We start from the raw sequence: 22936 nt of genomic DNA on the forward strand, positions 1-22936 counted from the left end.
TAAGCTTTAGACAGAAGCACGTTACGCTGCGAGGAGACCTCATGCCCATCCATCACAGTCTTTGGCGGGTCGGCGCACAACCGGCGCGGCTGGCTGAGGCGAGCCTGCCGAGTGAGGCGTTGCTGGAGGAGATGATCGTCGCTGCGCCGGATATCCTTTCCCGGCAATGGATGATGATCGGCCGGCAGGAGGACACCGGCTTTTCCGGCCGCATCGACCTCCTCGCCCTCGCCCCCGACGGCACGCTGATCCTGATCGAGCTGAAGCGCGGCAAGACCCCTCGTGAAGTGGTGGCGCAGGCACTGGATTATGCCACCTGGGCCGAAGGGCTGGAGGCGCAGGACCTCAATCGCATCTATGCCCGCTTCGCCAAGGGCGACAGCCTCGACGCGGCCTTCGCCCGCCGCTTCGGGCAGAAGCTCGATCCCGACACGCTGAACCAGAACCATCAGATCGTCATCGTCGCATCCGAGTTGGATGCCGCCAGCGAGCGCATTGTCGGCTATCTCAACCGCCGCGACATTCCCATCAACGTGCTCTGCTTTCAGGTGTTCGAGACCGATGCCGGCCAATTGCTGAGCCGCGCCTGGCTGCTCGATCCCGTCGAGACGCAGGTGGCCGCATCGAGCAGCAGCGCCTCCGGCGAAAAGGAGCCGTGGAACGGCGAGTTCTATGCCAGCTTCGGCCACGACGGCGAACGCGATTGGGAAGACGCCCGCCGCTATGGCTTTATCAGCGCGGGCGGCGGCTCCTGGTACACGGGCACGCTCAAGCTGCTGAAGGATGGCGATCTGGTGTGGGTGAAGGCGCCCGGCTACGGCTTCGTCGGCGTCGGTCGCGCGCGCGGCAGTTCCGTCCCGGCCTCCGACTTCACCGTGAAAGACGAGACCGGCGTCGAGCGCCCGGCGCTGGAGGTGATGAAGGGCCATTACCGCTCTGTCGCCGACGACCCGGAGCGGTGCGAATATTTCGTGCCCATGGAATGGCTCGCGACCCGGCCATTGTCTCAGGCGGTGAACGAGACCGGCATGTTCGGCAACCAGAACACCGTCTGCGCCCCCCGCACCCCGAAATGGCGCCACACGGTGGAGCGGCTCAAGGAACTGTTTCCGGGATGGGACAAGGGGGTATGATTGGCCCGCGCGATGGGCTGCCGAGGGGGTAGCCTGAGCAATTGGGGGTACATTTGGGGGCATCACAAATTCGTCAAAATATTATTTTGTTTGATATCAGATGGTTGATGAATTTATTCGTTGCCTCTCCTGGCACCATTTCAGCATCCAGAGACGTCTAAGCACGTCTGAAGCAGATGCGAAATCATAGACTTATGGCTCCATAAGCGCCTCTCCGGATCCGCTGAGGTCAGGTTGTACCCGCGCTGCATGATGGCGCGATTGTCAGCATCGATGGCGTGCCAGCGCGCTTGGTCCCGCTGGCTTTGTTCCGCGCGCCTCCGACTTTGCGACGAAGTGCGCGCCCGAACCAGTCCGCCTCGGCTCCTTACTTCTGTCCTCCCACGCTGGATGCCAGCCGCGTCACGAGCGCGACCAGCTCAGCCTGGCGCCCGATGCCGAGTTTGGCGAATATGGAGCGCATGTGCGTGCGGGCGGTTTCGTAGGAGACGCCCTGTATCTCGGCAAAATCGCGCAGCGTGACACCTTGGCCGACAGCTTCGGCCAGCCTGGCCTCGGCCGGGGAAAGTCCGAGCGCCCGCAGGTGGTGTTGGACGTCCTTGAGCTTCGGCTCGAGATTTCGGACGAGCAGCATCGCGCCGCCTCCGCCGAAGGAGATGGCTTCCATCACATCCGATCGGGGCCTGACCGGAGCCAGCTCGATGTGGAGCGGCGCCTTGCCGCTCGGCCGGCGCAGCACCACGCCGCCCGACGGAGGAAGCGCATGGCCCGGCAGTACGTTGCGGATCGCGCCTTGAAGGCGCGCATCGTCGCGCCGGGATGATGCGTGGACGCGCCGGTTCGTGACGACGAGCCCGTCGCCGAGGAGCTGTTCGGCCATGAGATTGACGTGGCGGACATTGCCGTGGCGATCGAGCAGGATCAGGCCGAGGTCCACGCGCTGGAGCGCCTCGGCGAGGTCGGCCGTCAGCTCACGCGCCTCGACCAGCGACGTGGTTATGGCGACCGCCCGCCCGAGGTGGGGCGAGAGGGCCGTCATGGCGTCCAGATCGTCCTTTTGAAACAGTTCCCGATTCAGGCCGCTCTGAACCGAGATCGCCACAAGGTGATCCTCCTGCACCCGCGCTATGGCGGCCAGGGGCTGCTGGATTCCGTGGCGCCGGAGAAACTCGTTGTAGAACGGATCGCGGCGGATTTCCTCCTCGGTCATGACCGTGCGATCGGTCCCGACCGTGCCGGGGCGGATGCCGCGCGCCATGACGCGAGCGGTGGCCGTGTCGTGCTGCCACCACCCCTGCTGGTATTCGAGGTTCGCTTCTTCGAGGCTCCTGGAGGCGATGCTGCGGACGGACGTCCAGGTTCCGATGGGAACGATGGTCGCTCCGATGGCGCCCATGACATCGGACAGGGCCGCGAGCGCACCCGCCCATTTTTCCGGGTGCAGCGCCGCCTCGTAAAGCGTGTCGATGACCGGCAGGATGTCTCGTCTTGTCATGGTCGCCCCCAACCCTGACCTAGCGAGATACAGCCTAAGGTGGTCGTCAAGGCTTCACCGCGATGGTCTCTTCTGCTGCGGCGGCCCGCCGCACCTCCATTTGGAGGAGGCAGGAGGCGCAAGATGCGCGGGGGCGCTCCGGGCCGTCCCGAAGTGAGGCGGGGGTTGCGCATTGGCGCGACTTGGCCTGTAGAGAAGGCGGCGGGTGCAACGCGATGCCCGTCGACGGGAGCTGGAGACCAAGATGGCCGACCTCATCATCATTGCCTATGATTCCGAGGCCAAGGCGGAGGCTGCGCGGCAGGAGCTGCTCAAGCTCCAGAAGGAATATCTGATCGAGCTCGGCGACGCGGTGGTGGCGGTGCGCCAGGAAGACGGCTCCATCAAGCTGCACCAGATGATCAACACCACCGTCGCGGGCGCCGCTTCGGGCGGCCTGTGGGGCGGGCTCGTCGGCCTTCTGTTCCTCAACCCGCTGCTCGGCATGGCCATCGGCGCCGGCGCCGGCGCGCTCGCCGGCAAGTTCACCGATGTCGGCATCAATGACGACTTCATCAAGCAGGCAAGCTCCGCGCTCGGTCCGAACCAGGCGGCGCTCTGCGTGCTGGTGGGCAAGGTGACCGCCGACAAGGTGGTGGCCGACATGGCCCAGTTCGGCGGCACCGTGCTGCAGACCAGCCTCTCCAAGGAGCAGGAAGAAAAGCTTCAGGCCGCGCTCAAGGGCGTCTGAGTCCCAGGGGGCGCTATTCCCCCGGAATGGCGCCCGCTCAATCCAGCCTCTGCCGCGCCAGCCACTGGCGCGGCGTGGTGCCAAGTTCCGCGCGGAAGGCGCTGCGCAAAGCGTGCGCGTCCGCAAAGCCGCAGCGCTGCGCGATGGCTTCGAGGCCGCGGGCGCCAGAGGCCAGCAGATCCTGGGCCTGCGCCAGCCGTGCCCGCTTCAGCCAATCACCGAGGCTTCCGCCCGTGCGTGCGCGGATGTGACGGGTGAGGCTGCGCCGGCTCATGCCCATGCGCGCTGCGAGATCGTCGAGCGCAGGCGCCTGTGCGGGATCGGCCCTGAGGTCTTCCAGCAGATCGGTCACTTTCTTGTCGGCCGATGTGGCGATGGTGGGCCGCGCGATGATCTGCGGCTGAGCCCCGGCCCGCTGGGGCGCCACCACGAGATGGCGCGCCACCCGGTTCGCCTCGCCCACGCCCGAGAGCCGCGCCATGAGGTGCAGGCAGCAATCGAGCCCCGCCGCGATGCCGGCCGAGGTCAGGACCTGGCCTTCATCGACAAACAACGCGCCGGCATCCACCCGCACCTCGGGATAGCGCGCGGCAAAGGCCTCAGCCCGCGCCCAGTGGGTGGTGGCGCGCCGGCCGTCGAGCAGGCCCGCCTGCGCGAGGCCGAAGGCGCCGAGGCACAGGCCCACCACCAGCGCGCCGCGCCTTTCCGCCGCCGCAAGCTCCGCGATCAGGGCATCCGGTACCGGTTCGTCCGCATCCCGCCAGCCGGGCAGGATCACCACGTCAGCCTTGCGGGCGGCGGACAAAGGATGCGGCGCCTCGATCACAAGGCCGCCGGTAGCGGACAGGCGGGGCGCTTCGGCGCAGACGTCCACGCCGTGGCCTCCTGCGAGGAAGGGTTCGCCGAACACCGCGAGGGGCGTGGACAGCATGAAGGGGCTGATGCCGTCATAGGCGAGAATGGCAAGGCGCATTGGCCCGATCTACATCAATCTTGTCCATCAGGCCACTGAACGCCTGTATCGTGCACCTCTAGAAGGATGGCGCCACAGGAGCCCGACATGAGCCGCACCCTTCTCGTCATCGACATTCAGCAGGATTATTTCCCCGGCGGCGTGCTGCCGCTCTGGCAGGCGGAAGAGACCGAGGCGCGCATCGTCGCGGCCATCGTCGCGGCTCGGGCGGCGGGCGACCGCATCGTGCTTGTCCGCCATGTCTCCAGCGCGCCCAAGGGCCTGTTCGCGGCAGATGGGCCAGGCATCGCCATCCGCCCGGCCATCCTGGCCGCGGCCGGGGACGCGCCGGTCGTCACCAAGCGCTTTGCCGATGCCTTTCAGGAGACCGACCTCGCCCACCATCTCGCGGGCACGGACGACTTGCTGGTCTGCGGAATGATGACGCAGAATTGCGTCGTCTTCACCGCCTTGTCGCGCGATGCGGATGCCTACCGGGTCTCGGTGGTGGGCGACCTGTGCACGGCGCCCATCGAGGTGGTCCACCGCATCGCCCTCAACGCCATCTGCTCGAAGACGAAGGTCGTCACCGCGGCGGAGGCGGGGCTTGCCTGAGGCGGCCTCGCCTCAGGCGAGGGTGTCGATGAAGTGCGCGAAGTTCTCCAGCGGCTCGCGCACCGTCTCGAACCTGTTTTCCGGCGCCGCGGGGTCGGCGTGGCCGAGGGCCATGCCGCAGATGACCATCTCGGTGTCGGGGATGGCAAGGCGCTCCGCGATCACGGTGCTGTAGAGCATGAAGGCCGCCTGCGGGCAGGTGTGGAGGCCCACGCCACGCGCGGCAATCATGATGTTCTGGAGGAACATGCCGTAATCGAGCCAGGAGCCCGCTTCCATGTCGCGGTCGATGGTGAAGATGAGGCCCACCGGCGCATCGAAGAACAGGAAGTTGCGGGCGTGCTGCTCCCGCATGCGGCCGGTGTCGGTCTTGCCGATGCCAAGCGCGCCGTAAAGGTCCCAGCCCACCTTGCGGCGGCGGGCGAGATAGGGCTCGCGCCACTTGCGGGGGTAATAGGCATATTCCTCGGCGCCGCCATCACCGGAGAGGGACAGCGCGTGCAGCTCGGCCGTCAGCGTGGCGAGCGGCGCGCCGCGCAGCACCCGCACGCGCCAGGGCTGGATATTGGAGCCCGAGGGCGCGCGGGCGGCAAGCTCCAGGATGCGCGCGACGGTTTCGTCCGGCACCGGCGTCGGCAGGAAGGCGCGGATGGAGCGCCGCGAGCGGATCGCCTCCTCGGCCGAGAGGGACTGTCCGACAGGGGGAGGGGCAGCGGAATCGGGCATAGGGGCAGACATCACCGGCAACGGAGAGGCACGCGAGAGGCCAGCAGAGGCCCACGCGGGGCGCGGAAGGTAGCGCGTGCCCGGCGGTCGGTGAAGAGAAGACTGCCCGGAAGAGAAAACAGGGGGCGGACCCGGTATGCGCCCCGGGTCCGCCCTGAGACTGACGATCGGCGAACCCCCGCGCCCGCCGATCGCCCACTCGCGCAGATGAAGGCGTGCCCGCCGCCTCAGAAGGTCGCCTTCAGGCCCGCATAAGCGGAGAAAGGCTGGCCCGGTGACTGCATCTGCGGATTGCTGAGGCCAAGATAATCCGTGTCGAAGAAGGTGCCGTAGGTGGCGTACTTCGCGTTGAACAGATTGTTGATGTAGCCGAACACCTGGATGTTGTCCGTCACCTGGTAAGAGGTGTGAATGTTGGCGACCCAGTATCCCGGCAGCATGGGGGCCTGATTGGCGTCGTCGCCGACATAATACTGGCTGGAAACGGCGATGACGTCGCCGCCCACCTTCCATTTGGGCGTCACCATGTAGTCGAGGCCGAACTTCAGCGTCTGGGCCGGGATGCCGGGGATGGTGTCGCCCGGCGTCACCAGCACCTGCTCATCCACCGCATAGGGATTGTTGGGCGAGGCGAGATAGCCGGTGAACTGGTAGGTGGCGTTGAGATAGGCGTAATTGGCGTAGAACTTCCACGGCCCGTTCACATACTGCATCTCCGCTTCGAAACCCTGGCGGCGGGTGGCGGGAACGTTGGTGAAATAGCCGTAGCCGGTCTGCTGGCTGGCCAGCGCGATGATGTCGTTGTCGCTGTCGACGCGATAGACGCCGAGCTTCCAGTTCACCTTGCCGCCGAACAGCGCGCCGCCGCCGCGCAGGCCCGCCTCGTAGGTGTGGGAGACCACCTGCTCCAGCGGCGGGTCCGCCACCAGGGAGTTTTCGAGCAGGCACGGGCGGTTGGGATCGGCGCAGTTCAGCTCCAGCGGGGTGGGCGCGCGGTTGGATTCCGAATAGCCGCCATAGAGCGTCGCCTCGGGCGTGAGCTTATAGGTGAGGCCGATCAGCGGGTTGATGCGGGCGAACGTGTAGTCCCCGTTGAGCTGGGGGCTGGTGCCTGTGGCGTCCTGCATCGAGATGTTCGCGATGTTGAGGCGCGCGCCGACCGTCAGGGTTGCCCGGTCGGTCATGTCGAAGGCGTTGGTGGCGTAGAGGCCGTAATAGGTGGCGCTGGCATTGAGGTCGACCGGCAGATAGAAGACCTGATACTGCTCCGGCAGGGAATAGTTCGGGATGTTGTGCAGGTATTTGCCGAGGCCGACCACTTCCAGCGTATTGGTGTTCGTAATTCCAAGCTCCGTATTGGAGCGGAAATTGATCTGGCTCGAATCCACGCTGCCGCCGACGACGAAGTAATTGTCGTGGCCGAGGAGCTTGTCGGTGCTGGTCGCCTGCACCGAGCCGCCATAGGTCGTGGTGTCGGTCCAGGTGCGGTTGATGACGCCGTAGAGCTGGTTGGGGCCGAGCGCGGTGAAGGGAATGGTGTTGCCGTTCTGATCGTAGAGGACCATCTGGCTGCGGAACGCGGCGTAGGTGGGGTTGGTGATCGGATTGCCGCCGCCGGCCGGGCCGGTGAACTGGTCCTCCTCAAGACACATCTTGGTATTGCCGACGCCGGGGTTCCAGGTGTTGGAGCAGGCTTCGAGGTCGGCGTCGTTGCCGTCCACATGCGTCTGGCTGAACTTGCGGGCATAGAGGTTGCCCTGCAATTGCCAGGTGTCGGTGAGGTCATAGCGGCCGTTGAGGGCGAGGAGGCCGACGTTGTTCTCGGTGGTCTGCGGCCAGGTGTAGATGGAATTCCAGTTCTGGTTCAGCATCTCCACCGGGGTGGGGCCGACCACGCCGAGATTGGTGGTGGCGGCACTGGCGACGAGATGGACCTCGGTCTTGTCGTTCTTCCAGCCGAAGTCGCTGTAGAAGCGGGCGAGATCGGCGGGCGACTGCAGGCGCCAGCCGTCGGAATGCACCGCATCGGCCGCGATATAGACGCCGAAGCCGTCCTTCTCGCCGCCGTATTGGATGTTACCGCCGATCTGGCCGAAGGAGCCGCCCTGAATGCTGCCCTCGAAGCCGTGATAGTTGAAGCCGTTCTTCATCTCGATGGAGACGGCGCCGCCCAAAGCGTTGAGGCCGAAGGCGGGATTGTTGGAGAACACCTCGGCCCGGTTGATGGCGACCTCGGGGATGAGGTCCCAGTTCACCGTGTCGCCGAAGCCCTCGTTGAGGCGGATGCCGTTCTGGTAGACGGCGATGCCCTGCGGCGTGCCCTGCAGCGGCGAGGCGGCGAAGCCGCGATAGCGGAAGTCCTGGAAGAAGGCGTTGCCCTGCACATCCGAGGTGTTGGCGCTGGGCGTGTACTGGAACAGGCCATCGGTGACGGCGAAGGAATTCAGCCGGTCGAACTGATCGGCGCCGATGATTGTGACGGAGCCCGGCACCTTGTCCGCATCAATACCGGTGCCGGAGAGCGGGGTGGTGGCGACCACTTCCACGGTGCCGAGCTGGAGGGTGCCGGATGCATCGCTTTGCTCTTGCGCGCGTGCCGGGAAGGCCGCGAGCAGCGCCACCGGCACTGCGGCGGCGGAGAGGCCGAGGGCCACCGCCATCGCGCGCCACGACGCGCTGCCCGCCGCAGATTGTCCGGACGCGCGGCGGGGTGCAACCCGCTGCGGCTGTGCGTGCCGTGAGGCCCCGCTCTCGCGCTCCCCGTGCATGTCCCGCCCCTTTCAGCCCTCGTCCGACCGGGGCTGTTTTTTTGGCGGTGTGACGTCGCCGAGATGACCCGCGAAAGCTCAGGGAAACCGTGTGGGTCGTCACACCAGAATTCTACCACCTGAAAACCATAGGCGCGCCCAGAATGCCGTCAATCGGACAGAGGGCTGAGAATTTTCTTAGGTTTTCGGGGTGTGTCTTCCAGGGAACGCTCGGGAAGATTCGGCAATGAAATTCGGGAACATTTGGCAATGTCTGGAGGGTTTGCGCTTCGCTTGCGTCGCAGGCGACTCTACAGGCGCCCTCCAGACTTGTCCTCCCCCGTCGCCCAGTGTCGCCTGTTCGGCCCGGCTCAACGCCGGGCGAGGCCGGCGGCGATCTTCTCGGCGATCATCAGCACCGGAATGTTGGTGTTGGCGGTAGGCAGGCGCGGCATGGCGGAGGCGTCAGCCACATAGAGGTTCTCGCTGCCGATGACGCGGCCGGTGGGATCGAGCACCGCGCCGGGGTCGTCCTGTGCGCCGAGTCGGCAGGTGCCGCTGGCGTGCCAGACGCCGAACACGTTGGCCCGCACGAACGCCTCCAGCCGCGCATCGTCCTCCACGATCTCGGCGAGAGACAGGCCTCCGGACATGAAGCGCTTCAGCGCCATCTGGCGGAGGCCCGCCGGCACGTCGAGGAGCGCCCCCAGCGCCGCAGCGACAACCGCATTGGCGCGGGAGACGCGGCTGAGGCGCTTCACGAACGGCGAGAAGGCGGCGGGGAAGACATCCCCCGCGTCCGGGTTCAGCGCCTCACAGACGAGGAGGGAGAAAAGGGTGCGCACCCCCGACTTCATCCGCGCGAGGTCGCTGGGATCGTCCAGCAGGTTGAGGTCGGCCTCGGGATAGACGCTCGGATCGGGCGAGACGAGGCGCACGGAGCCGCTGGATCTCGGCCGGTTGCACCACAGGAAATAGAGCCCGAGCCGGCGGCCCAGCCCATGCCAGCCCGCCCGCGCCGAGGCGGTGGCGTAGAGGTCCGAGGCCTCGCCCCCCTCCACGCCGGAGGAGAACCGCAGGGCGGCGAAGCTGGCCCGGCGATAGGTCATGGGCAGGCGCAGCCGCTCCGGCAGATACTGGCAGAAGGTGAGGGTGGGGTGGTCGCGCAGGTTGCGCCCCACGCCCGGCCGGTGGATTGCCACCGGCATGCCCAGCGCCGCCAGTGCCACCCCGTCGCCGATGCCGGCGCGCATGAGGATGGCCGGCGTCTGCAACGCGCCCGCCGTCACCACCATGCGGCCGGCGGCCACCTCTGTGACGGTCCCGTCCCGCTCCACCTGCACGCCGGAGGCCCGCGCGCCAGTCATGCGCAGGCGCAGCGCGCGCGTGCGGGGCCAGATGGCGAGGTTGGGGCGGGCGCGGGCGGCGGCATCGAGATAGCCGATGGCGGCGGAGACGCGGCTGTCGTTTTCGTTGTTGAAGGCGGGCGGGAAGATGCCGTCCCCGACTTCCCCGTTCTGATCCAGCCGGCGCGGCAGCCCGCTGGCGGCGAAGGCCGAGGTCGCGGCATCGGCGAAGGGGGGCCAGCCGGGCGGCAGAATGCGGCGGATGGGGATGGGGCCGTCCCTGCCATGCAGCGGCCCACCGCAATCGAGATCGCGTTCCAGCTTGATGAAGTAGGGCAGCACGTCGTCCCAGCCCCAGCCGGCGGCGCCAAGGGCGGCCCATTCGTCATAATCGCGCGGCAGGCCGCGGTTGGCGGACTGGACATTGATGCTGGAGCCGCCGCCCATGACGCGCCCCTGCTCATAGGCCCGCGACCCGCGCGAGCCGTCCGGCCGGCGGGCGGTGAAGGCGGAGAGGCCGGGCCAGACGAAGCGGTCGCCCTGGAACAGGCCCATGGGATAGCTGTCGGCGATGGCCTCGGGCACCGCGCCGGGCGGGGTGTCCTCGCCGGCCTCGATCAGCAGGACGCTGTGGGCGGGATCGGCCGAGAGCCGGTTGGCCATGACGCAGCCGGCGGAGCCGCCGCCGACGATCACCGTGTCGAAGAAAAGCATGTCGGGGATGGGGGCGTGGCCGGGCATCAGACCACCCCGGCCTCCTGGTAGATGTGCTTGATCTCCATGAAGTCGATCAGCGCGTCATAGCCGTGCAGCCGGCCGAGGCCGCTCCGGCGATAGCCGCCGGTCTCGGCTTCGGCGAACAGTTTGTTGTGGTCGTTGATCCACACCGTGCCGTTGCGCAGCGCCCGCGCCACCCGCATGGCCCGCGCGCCGTCGCGCGTCCACACGCTGGCGGACAGGCCGTAGTCGGTGTGGTTGGCGCGCGTCACGGCGTCTTTCTCGTCGGTGAAGCGCTCGATCACCACGAGCGGGCCGAAGATCTCCTCCTGTACGAAGAAGGCGCCGGTGTCGGCATGGGCCAGCAGGGTGGGGGAGAGGAAAGTGCCCATCTCGAGCGCGCCACCCGGCCGGCTGCCGGCGAGCACCACCTCGTCGGCCAGCGCCATGGCCTCTTCCGTCTTGCGCTCCACCTGCACGCGGGAGGCTTCGTCGATGAGCGGACCCATCTGACTGCCCTCCGCCGCGCCGGGGGCGATCTTGAGGCTGGCGAGAGCGCCCTTCAGCGCCGCCTTCATGGCCTCAAAGCGGCTCTCGTGGACGAGGATGCGCCGCGCCGCCGTGCATTGCTGGCCGGCGATGATGGTGGCCGCCGCCGCGAGCTTCGGCGCCACGGCCTCCACATCCGCATCCTCAAACACGAGGCAGCAGGACTTGCCGCCCAGCTCCAGCGACAGCTTCTTCATGGTGGGCGCGGCATCGGCCATGATGCGCGCGCCGGTGGCGTTGGAGCCGGTGAAGGAGATGACGTCCACCTCCCGCGAGGCCACCAGCGTGCGCGCCACGTCGTGCCCCGTCTCGGTGACGAGGTTGAGGACGCCGCGCGGCAGCCCCTCGACCTCGGCGAGCGTGCGCAGGATCTCGGCGGTGACGAGGGCAGTCTGGGCGGCGGGCTTCACCACCGCCGTGCAGCCGGCCGCGAGGGCCGGCGTCAATGCGCGGATGAGCAGCACGGCCGGTGCGTTCCACGGGATGATGAGGCCGGCGACGCCCGCCGGCTCCTTCAGAAGCGTCGAGAAGGCGCCCGGCTCCACCTCGAACACATGGCCGGGGATGTAGCGGGTGATGCCTGCATAATAGCGGATCTCCGAAATGGACCCCGCGATCTCCCCGCGCGACTGGGCGAGCGGCTTGCCGTTCTCGGCGGTGAGCAGGCGGGCGAGGGCGTCCGCCTTGTTCTCCATGGCGTCCGCCCAGCGCAGCATCACCATCTGCCGCAGGCGCGGGGCCTGCGACCATTCCGGCCGCTCGAAGGCACGCCGTGCGGCGGCAATGGCCGCCTCGGCGTCCGCCGCGCCGCTCGCCGGGAAATGGCCGAGCACGGCGCCGGTCGCGGGATCGAAGCTCGGCGCGGTCTCACCGGAGAGCGCGCCCTGCCAGATGCCGTCGATGAGGTTCTGGGCCGCGAGCGGAGCGATGGCGTTCATTTGTCCTCCCGGCCGTCCGTGACGGCCTTTATTGGTCAACCGTGACCCGCCTTGAGCGCCGCCTCGCGCAGCGCGGTCAGCGTGGTCGAAGGGGTGATGGCCTCGGGGTCGATGACGAGTTCGAGCAGCGCGGGCTTCCTGTGCTCGGCGGCGAAGGCGCGGGCGCGGGCGAAGGCATCGGCGAAGGCCGCCGTCTCCTCCACCTTCTCGCCGAACGCGCCATAGGCGCGGGCGAGCGCCGGGAAGTCCGGATTTTCCAGCGTCGTCGCGTAGACGCGGCCGGGATATTCGCGCTCCTGATGGGCGCGGATGGAGCCGTACATGTTGTTGTTGACGACGAGCACCACGACGCCCGCGCCGTACTGGCAGGCGGTGGCCAGCTCCTGCCCGTTCATGAGGAAGCAGCCGTCCCCGGCGAAGCAGATCACCTCGCGCGCGGGATCGTGGAGCTTGGCCGAGATGGCCGCCGGCAGCCCATAACCCATGGCGCCGGAGGTGGGCGCGAGCTGGGTGCGGAAGCCGCCGTAGCGGTGGAACTTGTGCACCCAGATCGCGTAATTGCCGGCGCCGTTGGTGAGGATGGCATCCTTCGGCAGTACCTCGCGCAGATGCATCATGACCGCGCCGAGATCGAGCCGGCCGGGCATGGGGCCGGGGGTCTGGTCCGCCTCATAGGCCGAGCGGGCGACCCGCACCTCGTCGCTCCATGGCATGCGGGAGCGCCAGCCGGTCGGACCCTTGGGTTTCAAGGCCGCCGCGGCGGCGGCAAACTCCGGCATGCCCGCGTTGATGGGCAGGTCCGACTGATAGACCCGTCCCAGTTCGTTGGGGTCCGCATGCACATGCACGAACCGCTGCGCCGGGCGCGGCAGGTCGAACAGGGTGTAGCCATTGGTGGTCGTCTCGCCGAGCCGTCCGCCCACCGCGATGATCAGGTCGGCGTTGCGGATGCGGGCGACGAGCTTCGGGCTCGGGCCGAGGCCGGCGTGGCCGATGAAGTTGGGGTGGTTGTTGTCGAGGATGTCCTGACGGCGGAAGCCGGCCGCCACTGGCAGATCGAATGCCTCCACGAAATGCGCGAAGTCGCGGCAGGCGGCCTTCGTCCAGCCGCCACCGCCCACCAGCACGAGCGGACGTGCGCTCTCCGCGATCATGGCGGCGAGCCGCGCCATGTCCTGCGCGCCCGGATGGGCGGCGACGCGGCGATAGGCTTCCGCATCCGCCGTCTCGCACTCGGCCGCCAGCATGTCCTCGGGCAGCGCCACAACCACCGGGCCGGGACGACCGGAGGTGGCGACGTGGAAGGCGCGGGAGACCAGCTCCGGGATGCGCTCCGGGCGGTCGATCTCCACCACCCATTTCGCCATGCCGCCGAACATGGCGGGATAGTCCACCTCCTGCCACGCCTCGCGCTGGCGCATGTGCGAGCCCACCTGCCCGATGAACAGGATCATCGGGGTGGAATCCTGCGACGCGGTGTGGACGCCGATCGCCGCATGGCTCGCGCCGGGGCCACGGGTGACGAAGCAGATGCCGGGCTTCGCGGTGAGCTTGCCATAGGCCTCCGCCATGTTGGCGGCGCCGGCCTCGTGGCGGGTGACGATGGTCTGGATCGCGCGGTCCGCGCCGGCGAGGGCGTCGATGGCTGCGAGGAAGCTCTCGCCGGGCACGCAGAAGACGCGCTCGACGCCATGGATCTTCAGCGCCTCCACCAGGATTTCGCCGCCGGAGCGCAAGGTCTTCGTGTTCGCCATGGTCCTGCCCGTGTGTGGTCTTGCCCGGCTCTTTCCGGGGGGCGAGGCCGCGCCTTTCGGCGCGACTCGCGCGTTTGAGGGAGGCTCAGCCTAGCGGAAATTGCCCTTGGTTTCCGGGATGATGAGCGTGCCGATGAGGTAGAGCACGAACACGCCGCCGGCGAAGAAAGAGAGCGACAGCGGCAGGTCCGCGGGCGTCGGGCTGGCCAGCGAGACGAAGGTGGGCATCATGCCGCCGATGGCGAAGCCGATGTTCCACGACAGGCCGGTTCCCGAGGCGCGCATGGCGGTGGGGAAGCGCTCGTTGAGGAAGATCAGCACCGGCGCGTAGCCCGCATTGCCCACGAAGGCGATGCCGAGGGCATAAAGCACGATGGAGGAGAGGTCGGTGGTCTTTGCCATGCCGAGATAGAAGGTCGGCAGGAGGACGATGGCGGCGACGCCCACCAGCAGGAAGGTCTTCTTGCGGCCGATGATGTCGCTGAGCGTGCCCACAAGCACCGCCGAGACGAGGGCGGACACCGAGCAGGCCATCAGGATGTAGGACGAGGTCTGGTTCGGCAGCTGGTTGATGAGCTTCAGGAAGGTCGGCATGTAGCCGGAGGTGAGGTAATAGCCCGCGCCGCCGCCGATGGTGATGAGCAGGTTCACCAGGAGCACGTTGCGATAGCCGCCGGCGAACAGGGCCTTGAGCGGCGCCTGGCTTGCGGTGCCCGCGGCCTTCTTCGCCGCCTTCTGCTTCTGCATCTCCTTCCAGTAGGGAGATTCCTCGAGGTTCCGGAAGATGAACCAGCCGAGGAAGGAGGAGAGGAGGCCGGAGAAGAACATCACCCGCCAGCCGGTCTCCGCGAAGGCGTCACCGGGAAACAGGGTGGAGGTGATGAGGAAGACGATGGAGGCCAGCAGCGCGCCGATGCCCGCGCCGCCGCCGCCCACGAGGCCGGACATGAAGCCGCGCCAGTTGGGCGGCACCGATTCCGTGCCGATGGTGTGGGTGGAGGCCACCACGCCGCCGACGAACACGCCCTGCACGAGGCGCAGCAGCAGGAAGATGACGGGGGCGATGGCGCCGACCTGATGGATGGTGGGCAGCAGGCCGAAGGCGGCGGTGGAGAGGCCGACGCCGATGATGGCCACCAGCATGGCGCCCTTGCGGCCGTGCACGTCGGCATAGTGGCCGAACAGCGCCGAGCCGATGGGCCGCATCAGCAGCGTCACCGCGAACGAGGCATAGACCGCCGCCAGCGACCATGTGGGATGGGTGGAGGGGAAGAACAGCTGCCCCACCACCGGCGCCACATAGAGCAGGATGAACAGGTCGAACAGATCGAGCGACCAGCCGAGAACGGACGCGATGATCGCGCTGTTGCGTTGGCGGCTCCCCACCGCGATCGCGGCGGTGTCAGTAGCGTCTTGAGCGGACATTATTGTTTCCTCCCGGCCCCTGAGGGGCGTGTTGGGCTCTCAGAAGCCCTTGAATTCGGGCTTGCGCTTCTCGTGGAAGGCCTCGACGCCCTCCTTGAAGTCGTGCGACTGCCGCAGCCGGCTGTAGCAGTGGCCTTCCAGCTCGATGGCGATGGAGAGCGGGGAATCCTCGGTGTCGTTCAGCAGCTTCTTCGCCGTGCGCTGGGCCATGGGCGAGAAGGCGCGGAGTTCATCCACGAGGGCGTCGGTGGCCTTTTCGAGGTCCGCGTCGGCCACCTTCTCGGTGGCGATGCCCCAGTCGAGGGCCTGCTGGGCGCTGATGCGCTTGGAGCGCATCACGATGTCCTTGGTGCGGGTGATGCCCACCATCATCTGCAGGCGCGCCGAGCCGCCGGAGCCGGGGATCTGGCCGAGCTTCTGCTCGGGCAGGGCGTACTGGGTGGTGTCGGTCACGATGCGGAAGTCGCAGGCCAGCGACAGCTCGAAGCCGACGCCGAAGCAGAAGCCTCGGTTGGCGGCGATCACGGGCTTGGACGCGCGGAACGGCGCAGCGATGTTCCAGGCAAGCTTGGAGACGGTCTCGGGAGAGGCCTCCATGAAGCCCTTGATGTTGCCGCCGGAGGAGAAGTGCTCGCCCACCGCGCGCACCACGATGACCCGCACGCGGTCATCCTCGTCCAGCGTCTCGAACACGAGGCGCAGCTGGTCGCGCTCCGGCATGGAGACGATGTTGAAGGGCGGGCGGTTCAGGATGATGTCGGCGCGCTCGCGGGCTTCATCGATCTCGACGCCGAACCCGTCCAGCTTGGCGAGGCGGGGGTCGGCGAAGGTGTAGGCAACAGCCATCTTGGACTTCCTTCTGGATGATCGGGGATTTGCAAGAAGAGGTCAGGCGGCGGAGTGGGCGGCGTCCGCCTCGGCCACGTATTCGCCGGCGACGAGCTGGCGGCGCAGCAGCTTGCCTACCGGGGATTTCGGGATGTCGGCCACGAACACGAAGCGGCGCGGGCGCTTGAAATTGGCGAGGCCCGAGGTGCGGCACCAGGCGTCCAGCGCCTCCGCTTCCACCGGCGCGGCGCGCTTGACGAAGGCGACGACGATCTTGCCCCACTTCTCGTCCGGCAGGCCCACCACCGCCACCTCGGAAACGGCGGGGTGCAGCGAGAGGCAGCTCTCGATTTCCACTGGGGAGACGTTCTCGCCGCCGGTGATGATCATGTCGTCCACCCGGCCGGTGACGAACAGGTCGCCGTCCGTGTCGAGGAAGCCGGTGTCGCCGGTGAAGTACCAGCCGTCGCGCAAGGACTTCGCGTCCGCCTCGGGGCGCCGCCAGTAGCCCTCGAAGGATTCGTCCCCCGCCAGCAGCGCGATGATCTCGCCTTCCTCACCTTCGGCGGCGATTTCCTCGGCGGAGGTCGCGCCGAGGCGCACCACGCGCACCATCTGGTTGATGCCCGCGCGGCCCGCCGAGCCGGGTTTCAGGATCGCCTTCTGGTCGATGGTGAAGGTGTAGATTTCCGAGGAGCCGTAATGGTTCACGAACAGCTCGGGCTTGAACTCGGCATCGAGCTTCTTCAGCAGCCCGTCGGTCATGGAGGCGCCGGCAAAGCCGAGCTTGCGCACGCTCGACACGTCGGTAGAGGCGAAGGCGGGGTCGTGCACGAGGTCGTGGTAGAGGGTCGGCACCAGATAGAGGTTGGTGACGCGCTCGCGCTCGATCAGCGCCAGCGCGCTCTTCGTGTCGTAGCGCGGCAGGCACACGAAGGTGCCGCCGATGACCGACATGGCGATGAGCGAGCGCACCCCCATGGTGTGATAGAGCGGCATGACGCCGAGGGTCACCTCGCCCAGCCGGTAGAGGTTCTGCGCCACATGGGCGATGCCCGCCGCCCGCTCCGCCCGGTGGCGGCGCGGCACGCCCTTGGGGCGAGATGTGGTGCCTGAGGTGTAGAGCATGATGGACCAGGCATCCGCCCCTGCCCGTGGCAGCGGGTCCGGTGTCGCCTCGGCCAGAAGTTCGGCGAAAGGCACGGCGCCTTCCAGGCTCGTGCCAACGGCGATGGTGAGCAGCCCGGCGGCGCGCGTGGCACCCTGCACCGCCTCGGCCGACACCGCCTCGAACACCAGCGCCTTGGCCTCGGCATTCTCCAGCGCGAAGTCGATCTCGTCGGCCTTGCTGCGCCAGTTGATGGGGGTGATGACAATGCCGGCGAACTGGCAGGCCCAGTGCAGCGTCGCCGCCTCGAAGCGGTTCTGCAGCACGCTCACCAGATGGTCGCCGGGCTTCAGCCCCAGCCGGTCGAAGGCCGCGACCACCGCGCCGATCTTAGCCAGCCAGTCCCGATAGGTGAGGCGCAGGTCGCCGTCCACGATGGCGATGGCTCCCGGATCGCGCGCCACGCTGGCGAGGAAGCTGGTGCCGAGGTCAAGCATGGGCGGGTTCCCCCTGGGCGTCTCTAAGCTCCGCCGCCGCTTCCAGCGCGGCGCGGACAATGGGCGTGTAGCCGGTGCAGCGGCACAGATGGCCGGAGAGCAGGTCGCGCACGGCCTCCTCGCTCGGGTCGGGCTCCGCCTTCAGGAACACGTCGAGCGACATGAGGATGCCGGCAGTGCAGAAACCGCATTGCAGCGCATGGTGGCGGCGGAAGGCGGCCTGCAGCACCGAAAGGCGTTCCGGCGCCGGGGCGAGGCCTTCCACGGTGCGGATGGCGCATCCCTCCACCTGCACGGCGAGGGTCATGCAGGCCCGGGTGAGCATGCCGTCCACGTCCACGGTGCAGGCGCCGCACACGCCGTGCTCGCAGCCGACGTGCGTCCCGGTGGCGCCGATCTCGTGGCGCAGGAAATCGGAGAGCAGGGTGCGCGGGGCGGCCTGCCCCGAAACCGGGCGGCCGTTGAGGGTGAAGCGCACAATGTGGCGCGCGGCGGCGCTCAGGCGCGGCATCTTTTGGCCTCCTCGATGGTGGCGCGGCCGATGCGGCGCACCAGCTCGCGGCGATAGCGGGCGGTGGCATGCACGTCGTCGCGGGCGTCCAGCTCCCACGCGAAGGCGTTCAGGGCGTCGTCCAGCGCGGTGCCGTCGAGGAGCGGGAAATCGCGCGCCACCGGCATGTCGGCGACGCCGCCCACGCCGAGGCGGATGCCTTTCTCCGAAACCAGCGCCGCACAGGCGACGATGGCGAAATCGCCATGGCGGCGGGCGATCTCGCGGAAGGCGGTGCCCTCGCCCTTCGCAGTGGGGAAGGAGACGGCCTCGATCATCTCGTCATCCGCCTTGGCGGTGGCCATCATGCCGGTGAAGAAATCCTCCGCCGCCACCTTGCGGCTGGCCTTTGCGCTTTTCAGATGCACATGGCCCTTGAGCGTCACGAGGCAGAGCGGCAGCTCCGCGCTCGGATCAGCATGGGCGACGGAGCCGCATACGGTGCCGCGGCTGCGCGTCTGGGCGTGGCCGGTGAAGGGCAGTGCCTTGGCGATGAGCGGGGCGGCCTGCGCCAGCCCGTCGGAGGCCAGCAGCCGCGCCTGCCGCACACCGGCGCCGATCTTCAGCGCGCCCTTCTCCTCATCCATCCGGGCGAGGGGGGCGACGCGCATGATGTCCACCAGCACCTTGGGCCGGGCGAGGCGCATGTTGAGCATGGCCATGAAGGACATGCCGCCGGCGAGGATACGGGCGTCCGAACCCTCCGCGCGCAGCACGGCGAGCGCTTCCTCCACGCTCTCGGCGCGGACGTAATCGAAGGCCGCGGGCTTCATCGCGCGTCCCTCCCCAGCAGTGCGGAGAGCCGGGCGCGGAGCCGGGAGACGAGCCCACCCTCCGGCGCCCTGCCGCCGCCCGATTTGCGCGCGAGGGCCGCGAAGAACTGGCCGATGATGACCTTCGCCGCGCCGTCCAGCAGGCGGCCGCCGACGCTCGCCACCTTGCCGCCCACGAAGGCCTCGTAGGTGTACGAAAGCTCCGTCCCGCCCGCGCCGTCCGGCGTGAGCGTGATGCGGCCGGAGCCGCCGCCGAAGCCGAGGTTGCCGTCCACCTTGCCGGAGAGGGTCACGGCCTTCGGCGGATCTAGGTCGGAGAGGGCAACCTGCGCCTTGTAGCGCCCCTTCACCGGGCCGATGCCCAGCGTCACGTCGGCGGTGAATTTCGTATCCGAGACTTTGCGCACGTCGTGGGCGCCGGGGATGATGGTGGCGAGGGTGTCCGGGTCCAGCAGCATGGCCCACACCGCTTCGGGTACGGCGGCAACGTGGGCCTTGCCCTCGCCGCGCATGAGCCGCTCGCCCTTGCCGGACGGGGCTGGGGCAGGCATCGCGCGGGCGCCTGCAGGGGCGGGCGGTTCCGCGTCGTGGATCAGCGCCGCGACGGCGGAGGGCACGAGCGGCAGGCGCACGTCCGTGATGCCCAGCGCGTCGGCCACCGCATTGGCGAGGCAGGCGGGGGTGGACATGCAATTGCCTTCGCCCACGCCCTTGGCGCCGAGCGGCGTGAAGGGGGAGGGGGTCTCCATATGGACGATGACCGGCTCGGGCACCTCCATGGCGGTGGGCACGAGATAATCGGCGAAGGTGCCGGTCAGGAAGCTGCCGTCCGCGCCATAGGCGTATTCCTCCAGCAGCGCGGCGCCGAGCGCATGGGCGAAGCCGCCGCGGATCTGCCCGTCCACCATGCCGGGGTGGAGGATGGTGCCGCAGTCATGCGCGGTCACGTAGCGGTCGATGCGGATTTCGCCCGTGTCGCGGTCGATCTCGATGCCGCAATAATCGAAGATGAAGCCGTGGCAGAGGGAGGAATTGATGTGGTCGCCCGCGTCCGCCGCCGTGAGTTCCGGCGGGGTCCAGAACACCGTCTCGCGGATGGTGGGCGCGACCCCTTCCGGCAGTTGCGCCGGCGACCAGTGGGAGAGCGCGGCGACGCGGGAGAAGGGCACCGCATTGGCGGGATTGGAGCGCGCGGCGATCCTGCCGCCTGAGAACATCACGTCCTCGGCCGGCACGTTGAGCTGCGCGGCCGCGATGCGGGCGAGGCGCGCCGCGATGCGGTCTGCCGCCAGCTTGGCAGCGCCCGCCACGGCGGCGGCGAAGCGGCTGGCATAGTTGCCGGAGGCGATGGACCAGGCGTCCTTGGCCGTGTCCATCTCCGCATTCACGCGGATGTCCGAGGGCTTCAAGCCCAGCACGTCCGCCACCACCTGCGAGAGCACGGTGCGGTGGCCCTGGCCCTGCGGCACGGAGGCGACATGCACCGTGACCGAACCCACCGGATCGATGGCGATGGTGGCGGTCGCCTGCGCGCCGTTCTTCGGCCCTGCCTTGTGACGCTCGGCGGGGGTAAGGACGGTGGCGATATAGCCCATGTTGGAGACGGACGGCTCCACCACGGCGGCATAGCCGATGCCGTAGATGCGGCCCTCCGCCCGCGCCGTCTCCCGCCGGGCCACAAGCTCGGCGAGATCGCCGGCCTCAAGGCCCAGCTCCAGCGTCTTCGGGTAATCGCCGGAATCGAGCAGCGCGCCGGAGGCGGTGCGATAGGGGAAGGCGTCCGCCGGCACGAGATTGCGGCGGATCACCTCCAGCGGGTCGAGCCCCAGTTCCACGGCGATGCGCTGCATCAGCCGTTCGAGGGCGAGATAGACCTGCGGGCCACCGAAGCCGCGATTGAGGCCCGTGGGGCATTTGTTGGTCACCACCACGCGGTTGCGGACGGTGAGGTTTCGGATGTCGTAGGCACCGGTGAGATTGCCGTGCATCCGGTACAGCGTCGCCGGCTCGGGCGCGCGCAGATGGGCGCCGCAATCCTCCACCTGATCGTAGTCGAGCGCCGTGACGCGCCCGTCCGCCGTCACCGCGGCGGTGAGCGTCGTGGCGCGGTTGGTGGCGGAGACGGACGCCATGAGGTGTTCGAGGCGGTCCTCGATCCACTTCACCGGCCGGCCGGACACCCGCGCCGCCACGGCCCCCAGCACGATGTAGGGGAAGATCCCCTGCTTGATGCCGAACGAGCCGCCGCTGTCGCGGGGCGTGCGCAGGCGCAGGCGATTGCCGGGCACCTTCAGCGCCCGCGAGATCACCGCATGGATGGAAAAGGGGCCCTGGAAATTGGCGAGGACGTCATAGGCATCCTCGTGCGGGTCGTATTCGGCGACGAGCCCATAAGTCTCGATGGGCGTGCAGGAGTTTCGGGGATAGCGCACCGAGATGGCGATGCGGTGTGCTGCCTCCGTAAAGGCGGCCTCCGGGTCGCCATAGCGGAAGGTGCGGTCGGAAGCGATGTTGCGGGGGAAGCCGTCGTGCAGCAGCGGCGCGCCCTCTTCCATGGCGGCGAGCGGGTCAACCACGGCGGGACGCATCTCGTAGGAGACCTCGATGAGGTCGAGGGCATCCTCCGCCACGTAGCGATCCTGCGCGACCACGAGGGCCACCGGCTCGCCGACGAAGCGCACCCGATCCACCGCCATGGGCCAGCATTCCACCGGCGCCTTCACCCCCACCACGAGGGAGGTGGTGAGCTGTGCCACATCGGCCCCGGTGAGCACGGCGGCGACGCCGGGCAGCGCCCTGGCGGCAGCTGTATCGATGGAGACGATGTCGGCATGGGCGTGGGGCGCGCGCATGATCGCCATGTGGAGGGTGCCGGGCTTCACGCCCAGATCGTCCAGATAGCGGCCGCCGCCGGTGAGAAGGGCGGCATCCTCCACGCGCTCGATGGCGCGGCCGACCCATTCCCCCGCCTTGTCGTGCGGCGTATCCAGCATCCCGGCGCTTCCCTTATTCGCGCCGCGGAGGCGGTGCGTTGGTTGGGGGGAAGGTGCCGGGAGAGGGCGGCGCGGACCATGCCGAGCCGTCTCAGCTTTTACCGAGGAGTCTCATTCGGCGTTGTGCGGTGCGGCGGGAAGAAAGAGGGGGCGAGCGCCTCTTGAGTTGAGCGCCTGCAACGCCTTCCCGCGACGCCGACCTCACATTGCAATGCGGGAGATGGCGCGGAATTCGCTCGGCGTCACGCCGGTGTGGTCGCGGAAGAAGCGGGTGAAATGGGAGGGCGCGGCAAAGCCCAGGCGCTCGCCGATGTGGGTGAAGCTGCCGTCTTCGGCGGTGACGGCCGCGACCGCCGCCTCCACCCGCATCACGTTGAGATAGATGCGCGGCGGCACGTTGGTAGAGGCCTCGAACAGGCGGAAGAAGTGCGCGCGGGAGAGGCCCGCTTCCTTCGCGAGGGTGGCCGTGTCCACCTCCTCGGCGAGGTTGGCGCGCATGGCGTCCACCACGCGGCGGATGCGCCAGTCCATGCGGCGCTGGCCGTCCAAAGCGCGGATGGAGAAGCTGCGCCAGGGGGTAAAGCGCTCCACCACGGCGATCATCAGGTCGGCCAGCAGCGCCTCGTGAACTGCCTTGGCGTCGGGCTCGGCCATCATGGCGGCGGCGAGGTCGTGGGTGAGACGGTGGATGCGCGGCGACACCTCGCCCCCCGGCTGCTCGAAAAAGCCGGCGCCCCCCGACGCGACCCAGCCGGGGCGGAAGGTCTTCAGCCAGCCCGGCTCGATATAGAGGGCGAGAATGATGGTCTTCGGCCGGCTCGGATCATGCACATAGGCATGGGGCTCCCAGCCGTTCACCAGGACGCACGAACGGTCTGTGAGGGGAACCAGCCCCTCACAGACCGCGAATTGCGTGTCCGCGCCCTCGACCTTGAGGAGCACGTGGCAGTGCGGATGCGCGTGGCGCACCAGCGGGCGGTCCATGTCCAGAAGGGCGACCCGCCCGAAGGCCCCGTGCGCGATCCGGAGTGCGTTCGACATCCGGCCTGTATCTCCGCTT

17 protein-coding genes are annotated in these 22936 nt (G+C 68.3%); 3 read left to right on the forward strand and 14 right to left on the reverse strand.

What is annotated here, in order from left to right; genetic code table 11:
* The first annotated feature begins 41 nt into the window (after nucleotides 1-41).
* Entirely contained in the window at nucleotides 42-1133 is a 1092-nt protein-coding gene (locus V5F63_RS02640; protein WP_394101503.1) for a DUF8606 domain-containing protein, read from the forward strand.
* Nucleotides 1134-1500: 367 nt separating this feature from the next.
* Here the strand turns inward: V5F63_RS02640 and V5F63_RS02645 are convergent, their stop codons facing one another.
* Complete coding sequence (locus V5F63_RS02645) at nucleotides 1501-2628, reverse strand: helix-turn-helix transcriptional regulator (protein WP_394101504.1); 1128 nt, start codon at nucleotides 2626-2628, stop codon at nucleotides 1501-1503.
* A 244-nt stretch (nucleotides 2629-2872) separates the two neighbouring features.
* Here V5F63_RS02645 and V5F63_RS02650 point away from each other — a divergent pair, with 244 nt between their 5' ends.
* Complete coding sequence (locus V5F63_RS02650; protein WP_169122216.1) at nucleotides 2873-3358, forward strand: DUF1269 domain-containing protein; 486 nt, start codon at nucleotides 2873-2875, stop codon at nucleotides 3356-3358.
* Between the two features lie 37 nt (nucleotides 3359-3395).
* Here V5F63_RS02650 and V5F63_RS02655 read toward each other — a convergent pair whose 3' ends face one another.
* A complete protein-coding gene (locus V5F63_RS02655; RefSeq protein WP_394029564.1) occupies nucleotides 3396-4331 on the reverse strand; it encodes a GlxA family transcriptional regulator in 936 nt (311 codons plus the stop codon).
* An 87-nt stretch (nucleotides 4332-4418) separates the two neighbouring features.
* On the opposite strand from V5F63_RS02655, the gene V5F63_RS02660 reads away from it, so the two are divergent.
* Complete coding sequence (locus V5F63_RS02660; protein ID WP_394101505.1) at nucleotides 4419-4925, forward strand: isochorismatase family protein; 507 nt, start codon at nucleotides 4419-4421, stop codon at nucleotides 4923-4925.
* A 12-nt stretch (nucleotides 4926-4937) separates the two neighbouring features.
* On the opposite strand, the gene V5F63_RS02665 is transcribed toward V5F63_RS02660, so the two are convergent.
* From V5F63_RS02665 to V5F63_RS02720, 12 genes are all read right to left on the reverse strand, one after another.
* Complete coding sequence (locus V5F63_RS02665; RefSeq protein WP_394029562.1) at nucleotides 4938-5651, reverse strand: nitroreductase; 714 nt, start codon at nucleotides 5649-5651, stop codon at nucleotides 4938-4940.
* A gap of 227 nt (nucleotides 5652-5878) precedes the next feature.
* Nucleotides 5879-8311 (reverse strand): TonB-dependent receptor, encoded by a 2433-nt coding sequence (locus V5F63_RS02670; RefSeq protein WP_394101506.1) that lies wholly within the window; start codon nucleotides 8309-8311, stop codon nucleotides 5879-5881.
* A 458-nt stretch (nucleotides 8312-8769) separates the two neighbouring features.
* The gene (locus tag V5F63_RS02675) at nucleotides 8770-10485 is read right to left on the reverse strand and encodes a GMC family oxidoreductase (protein WP_394101507.1); all 1716 of its coding nucleotides are present in this window, start codon (nucleotides 10483-10485) and stop codon (nucleotides 8770-8772) included.
* Nucleotides 10485-11948 (reverse strand): aldehyde dehydrogenase family protein, encoded by a 1464-nt coding sequence (locus tag V5F63_RS02680; protein WP_394101508.1) that lies wholly within the window; start codon nucleotides 11946-11948, stop codon nucleotides 10485-10487. Before V5F63_RS02680 ends, V5F63_RS02675 begins: the two co-directional genes overlap by 1 nt.
* Nucleotides 11949-11983: 35 nt before the next feature.
* Nucleotides 11984-13702 carry a thiamine pyrophosphate-binding protein gene (locus V5F63_RS02685; protein ID WP_394101509.1) on the reverse strand — a complete coding sequence of 573 codons (1719 nt, stop codon included), beginning with the start codon at nucleotides 13700-13702 and terminating at the stop codon, nucleotides 11984-11986.
* A 90-nt stretch (nucleotides 13703-13792) separates the two neighbouring features.
* Nucleotides 13793-15127, reverse strand: a complete 1335-nt coding sequence (locus tag V5F63_RS02690; protein WP_394101510.1) for an MFS transporter — start codon at nucleotides 15125-15127, stop codon at nucleotides 13793-13795.
* Nucleotides 15128-15166: 39 nt separating this feature from the next.
* Nucleotides 15167-15973, reverse strand: a complete 807-nt coding sequence (locus V5F63_RS02695) for an enoyl-CoA hydratase/isomerase family protein (RefSeq protein WP_209487583.1) — start codon at nucleotides 15971-15973, stop codon at nucleotides 15167-15169.
* A 42-nt stretch (nucleotides 15974-16015) separates the two neighbouring features.
* A complete protein-coding gene (locus V5F63_RS02700; protein WP_394101511.1) occupies nucleotides 16016-17560 on the reverse strand; it encodes an AMP-binding protein in 1545 nt (514 codons plus the stop codon).
* The gene (locus V5F63_RS02705) at nucleotides 17553-18071 is read right to left on the reverse strand and encodes a (2Fe-2S)-binding protein (protein ID WP_394101512.1); all 519 of its coding nucleotides are present in this window, start codon (nucleotides 18069-18071) and stop codon (nucleotides 17553-17555) included. Before V5F63_RS02705 ends, V5F63_RS02700 begins: the two co-directional genes overlap by 8 nt.
* Entirely contained in the window at nucleotides 18059-18883 is an 825-nt protein-coding gene (locus V5F63_RS02710) for an FAD binding domain-containing protein (protein ID WP_394101513.1), read from the reverse strand. Before V5F63_RS02710 ends, V5F63_RS02705 begins: the two co-directional genes overlap by 13 nt.
* Nucleotides 18880-21876, reverse strand: coding sequence for a xanthine dehydrogenase family protein molybdopterin-binding subunit (locus tag V5F63_RS02715; protein WP_394101514.1), 2997 nt, complete (start codon nucleotides 21874-21876; stop codon nucleotides 18880-18882). The genes V5F63_RS02710 and V5F63_RS02715 overlap by 4 nt, the downstream gene beginning before the upstream one ends.
* Nucleotides 21877-22077: 201 nt before the next feature.
* On the reverse strand, nucleotides 22078-22917 hold the full coding sequence (locus V5F63_RS02720; protein WP_209487588.1) for a helix-turn-helix domain-containing protein: 840 nt from the start codon (nucleotides 22915-22917) through the stop codon (nucleotides 22078-22080).
* Between the last annotated feature and the right edge of the window lie 19 nt (nucleotides 22918-22936).

Source organism: Xanthobacter wiegelii (assembly GCF_043193855.2).
Lineage (GTDB): Bacteria > Pseudomonadota > Alphaproteobacteria > Rhizobiales > Xanthobacteraceae > Xanthobacter > Xanthobacter flavus_A.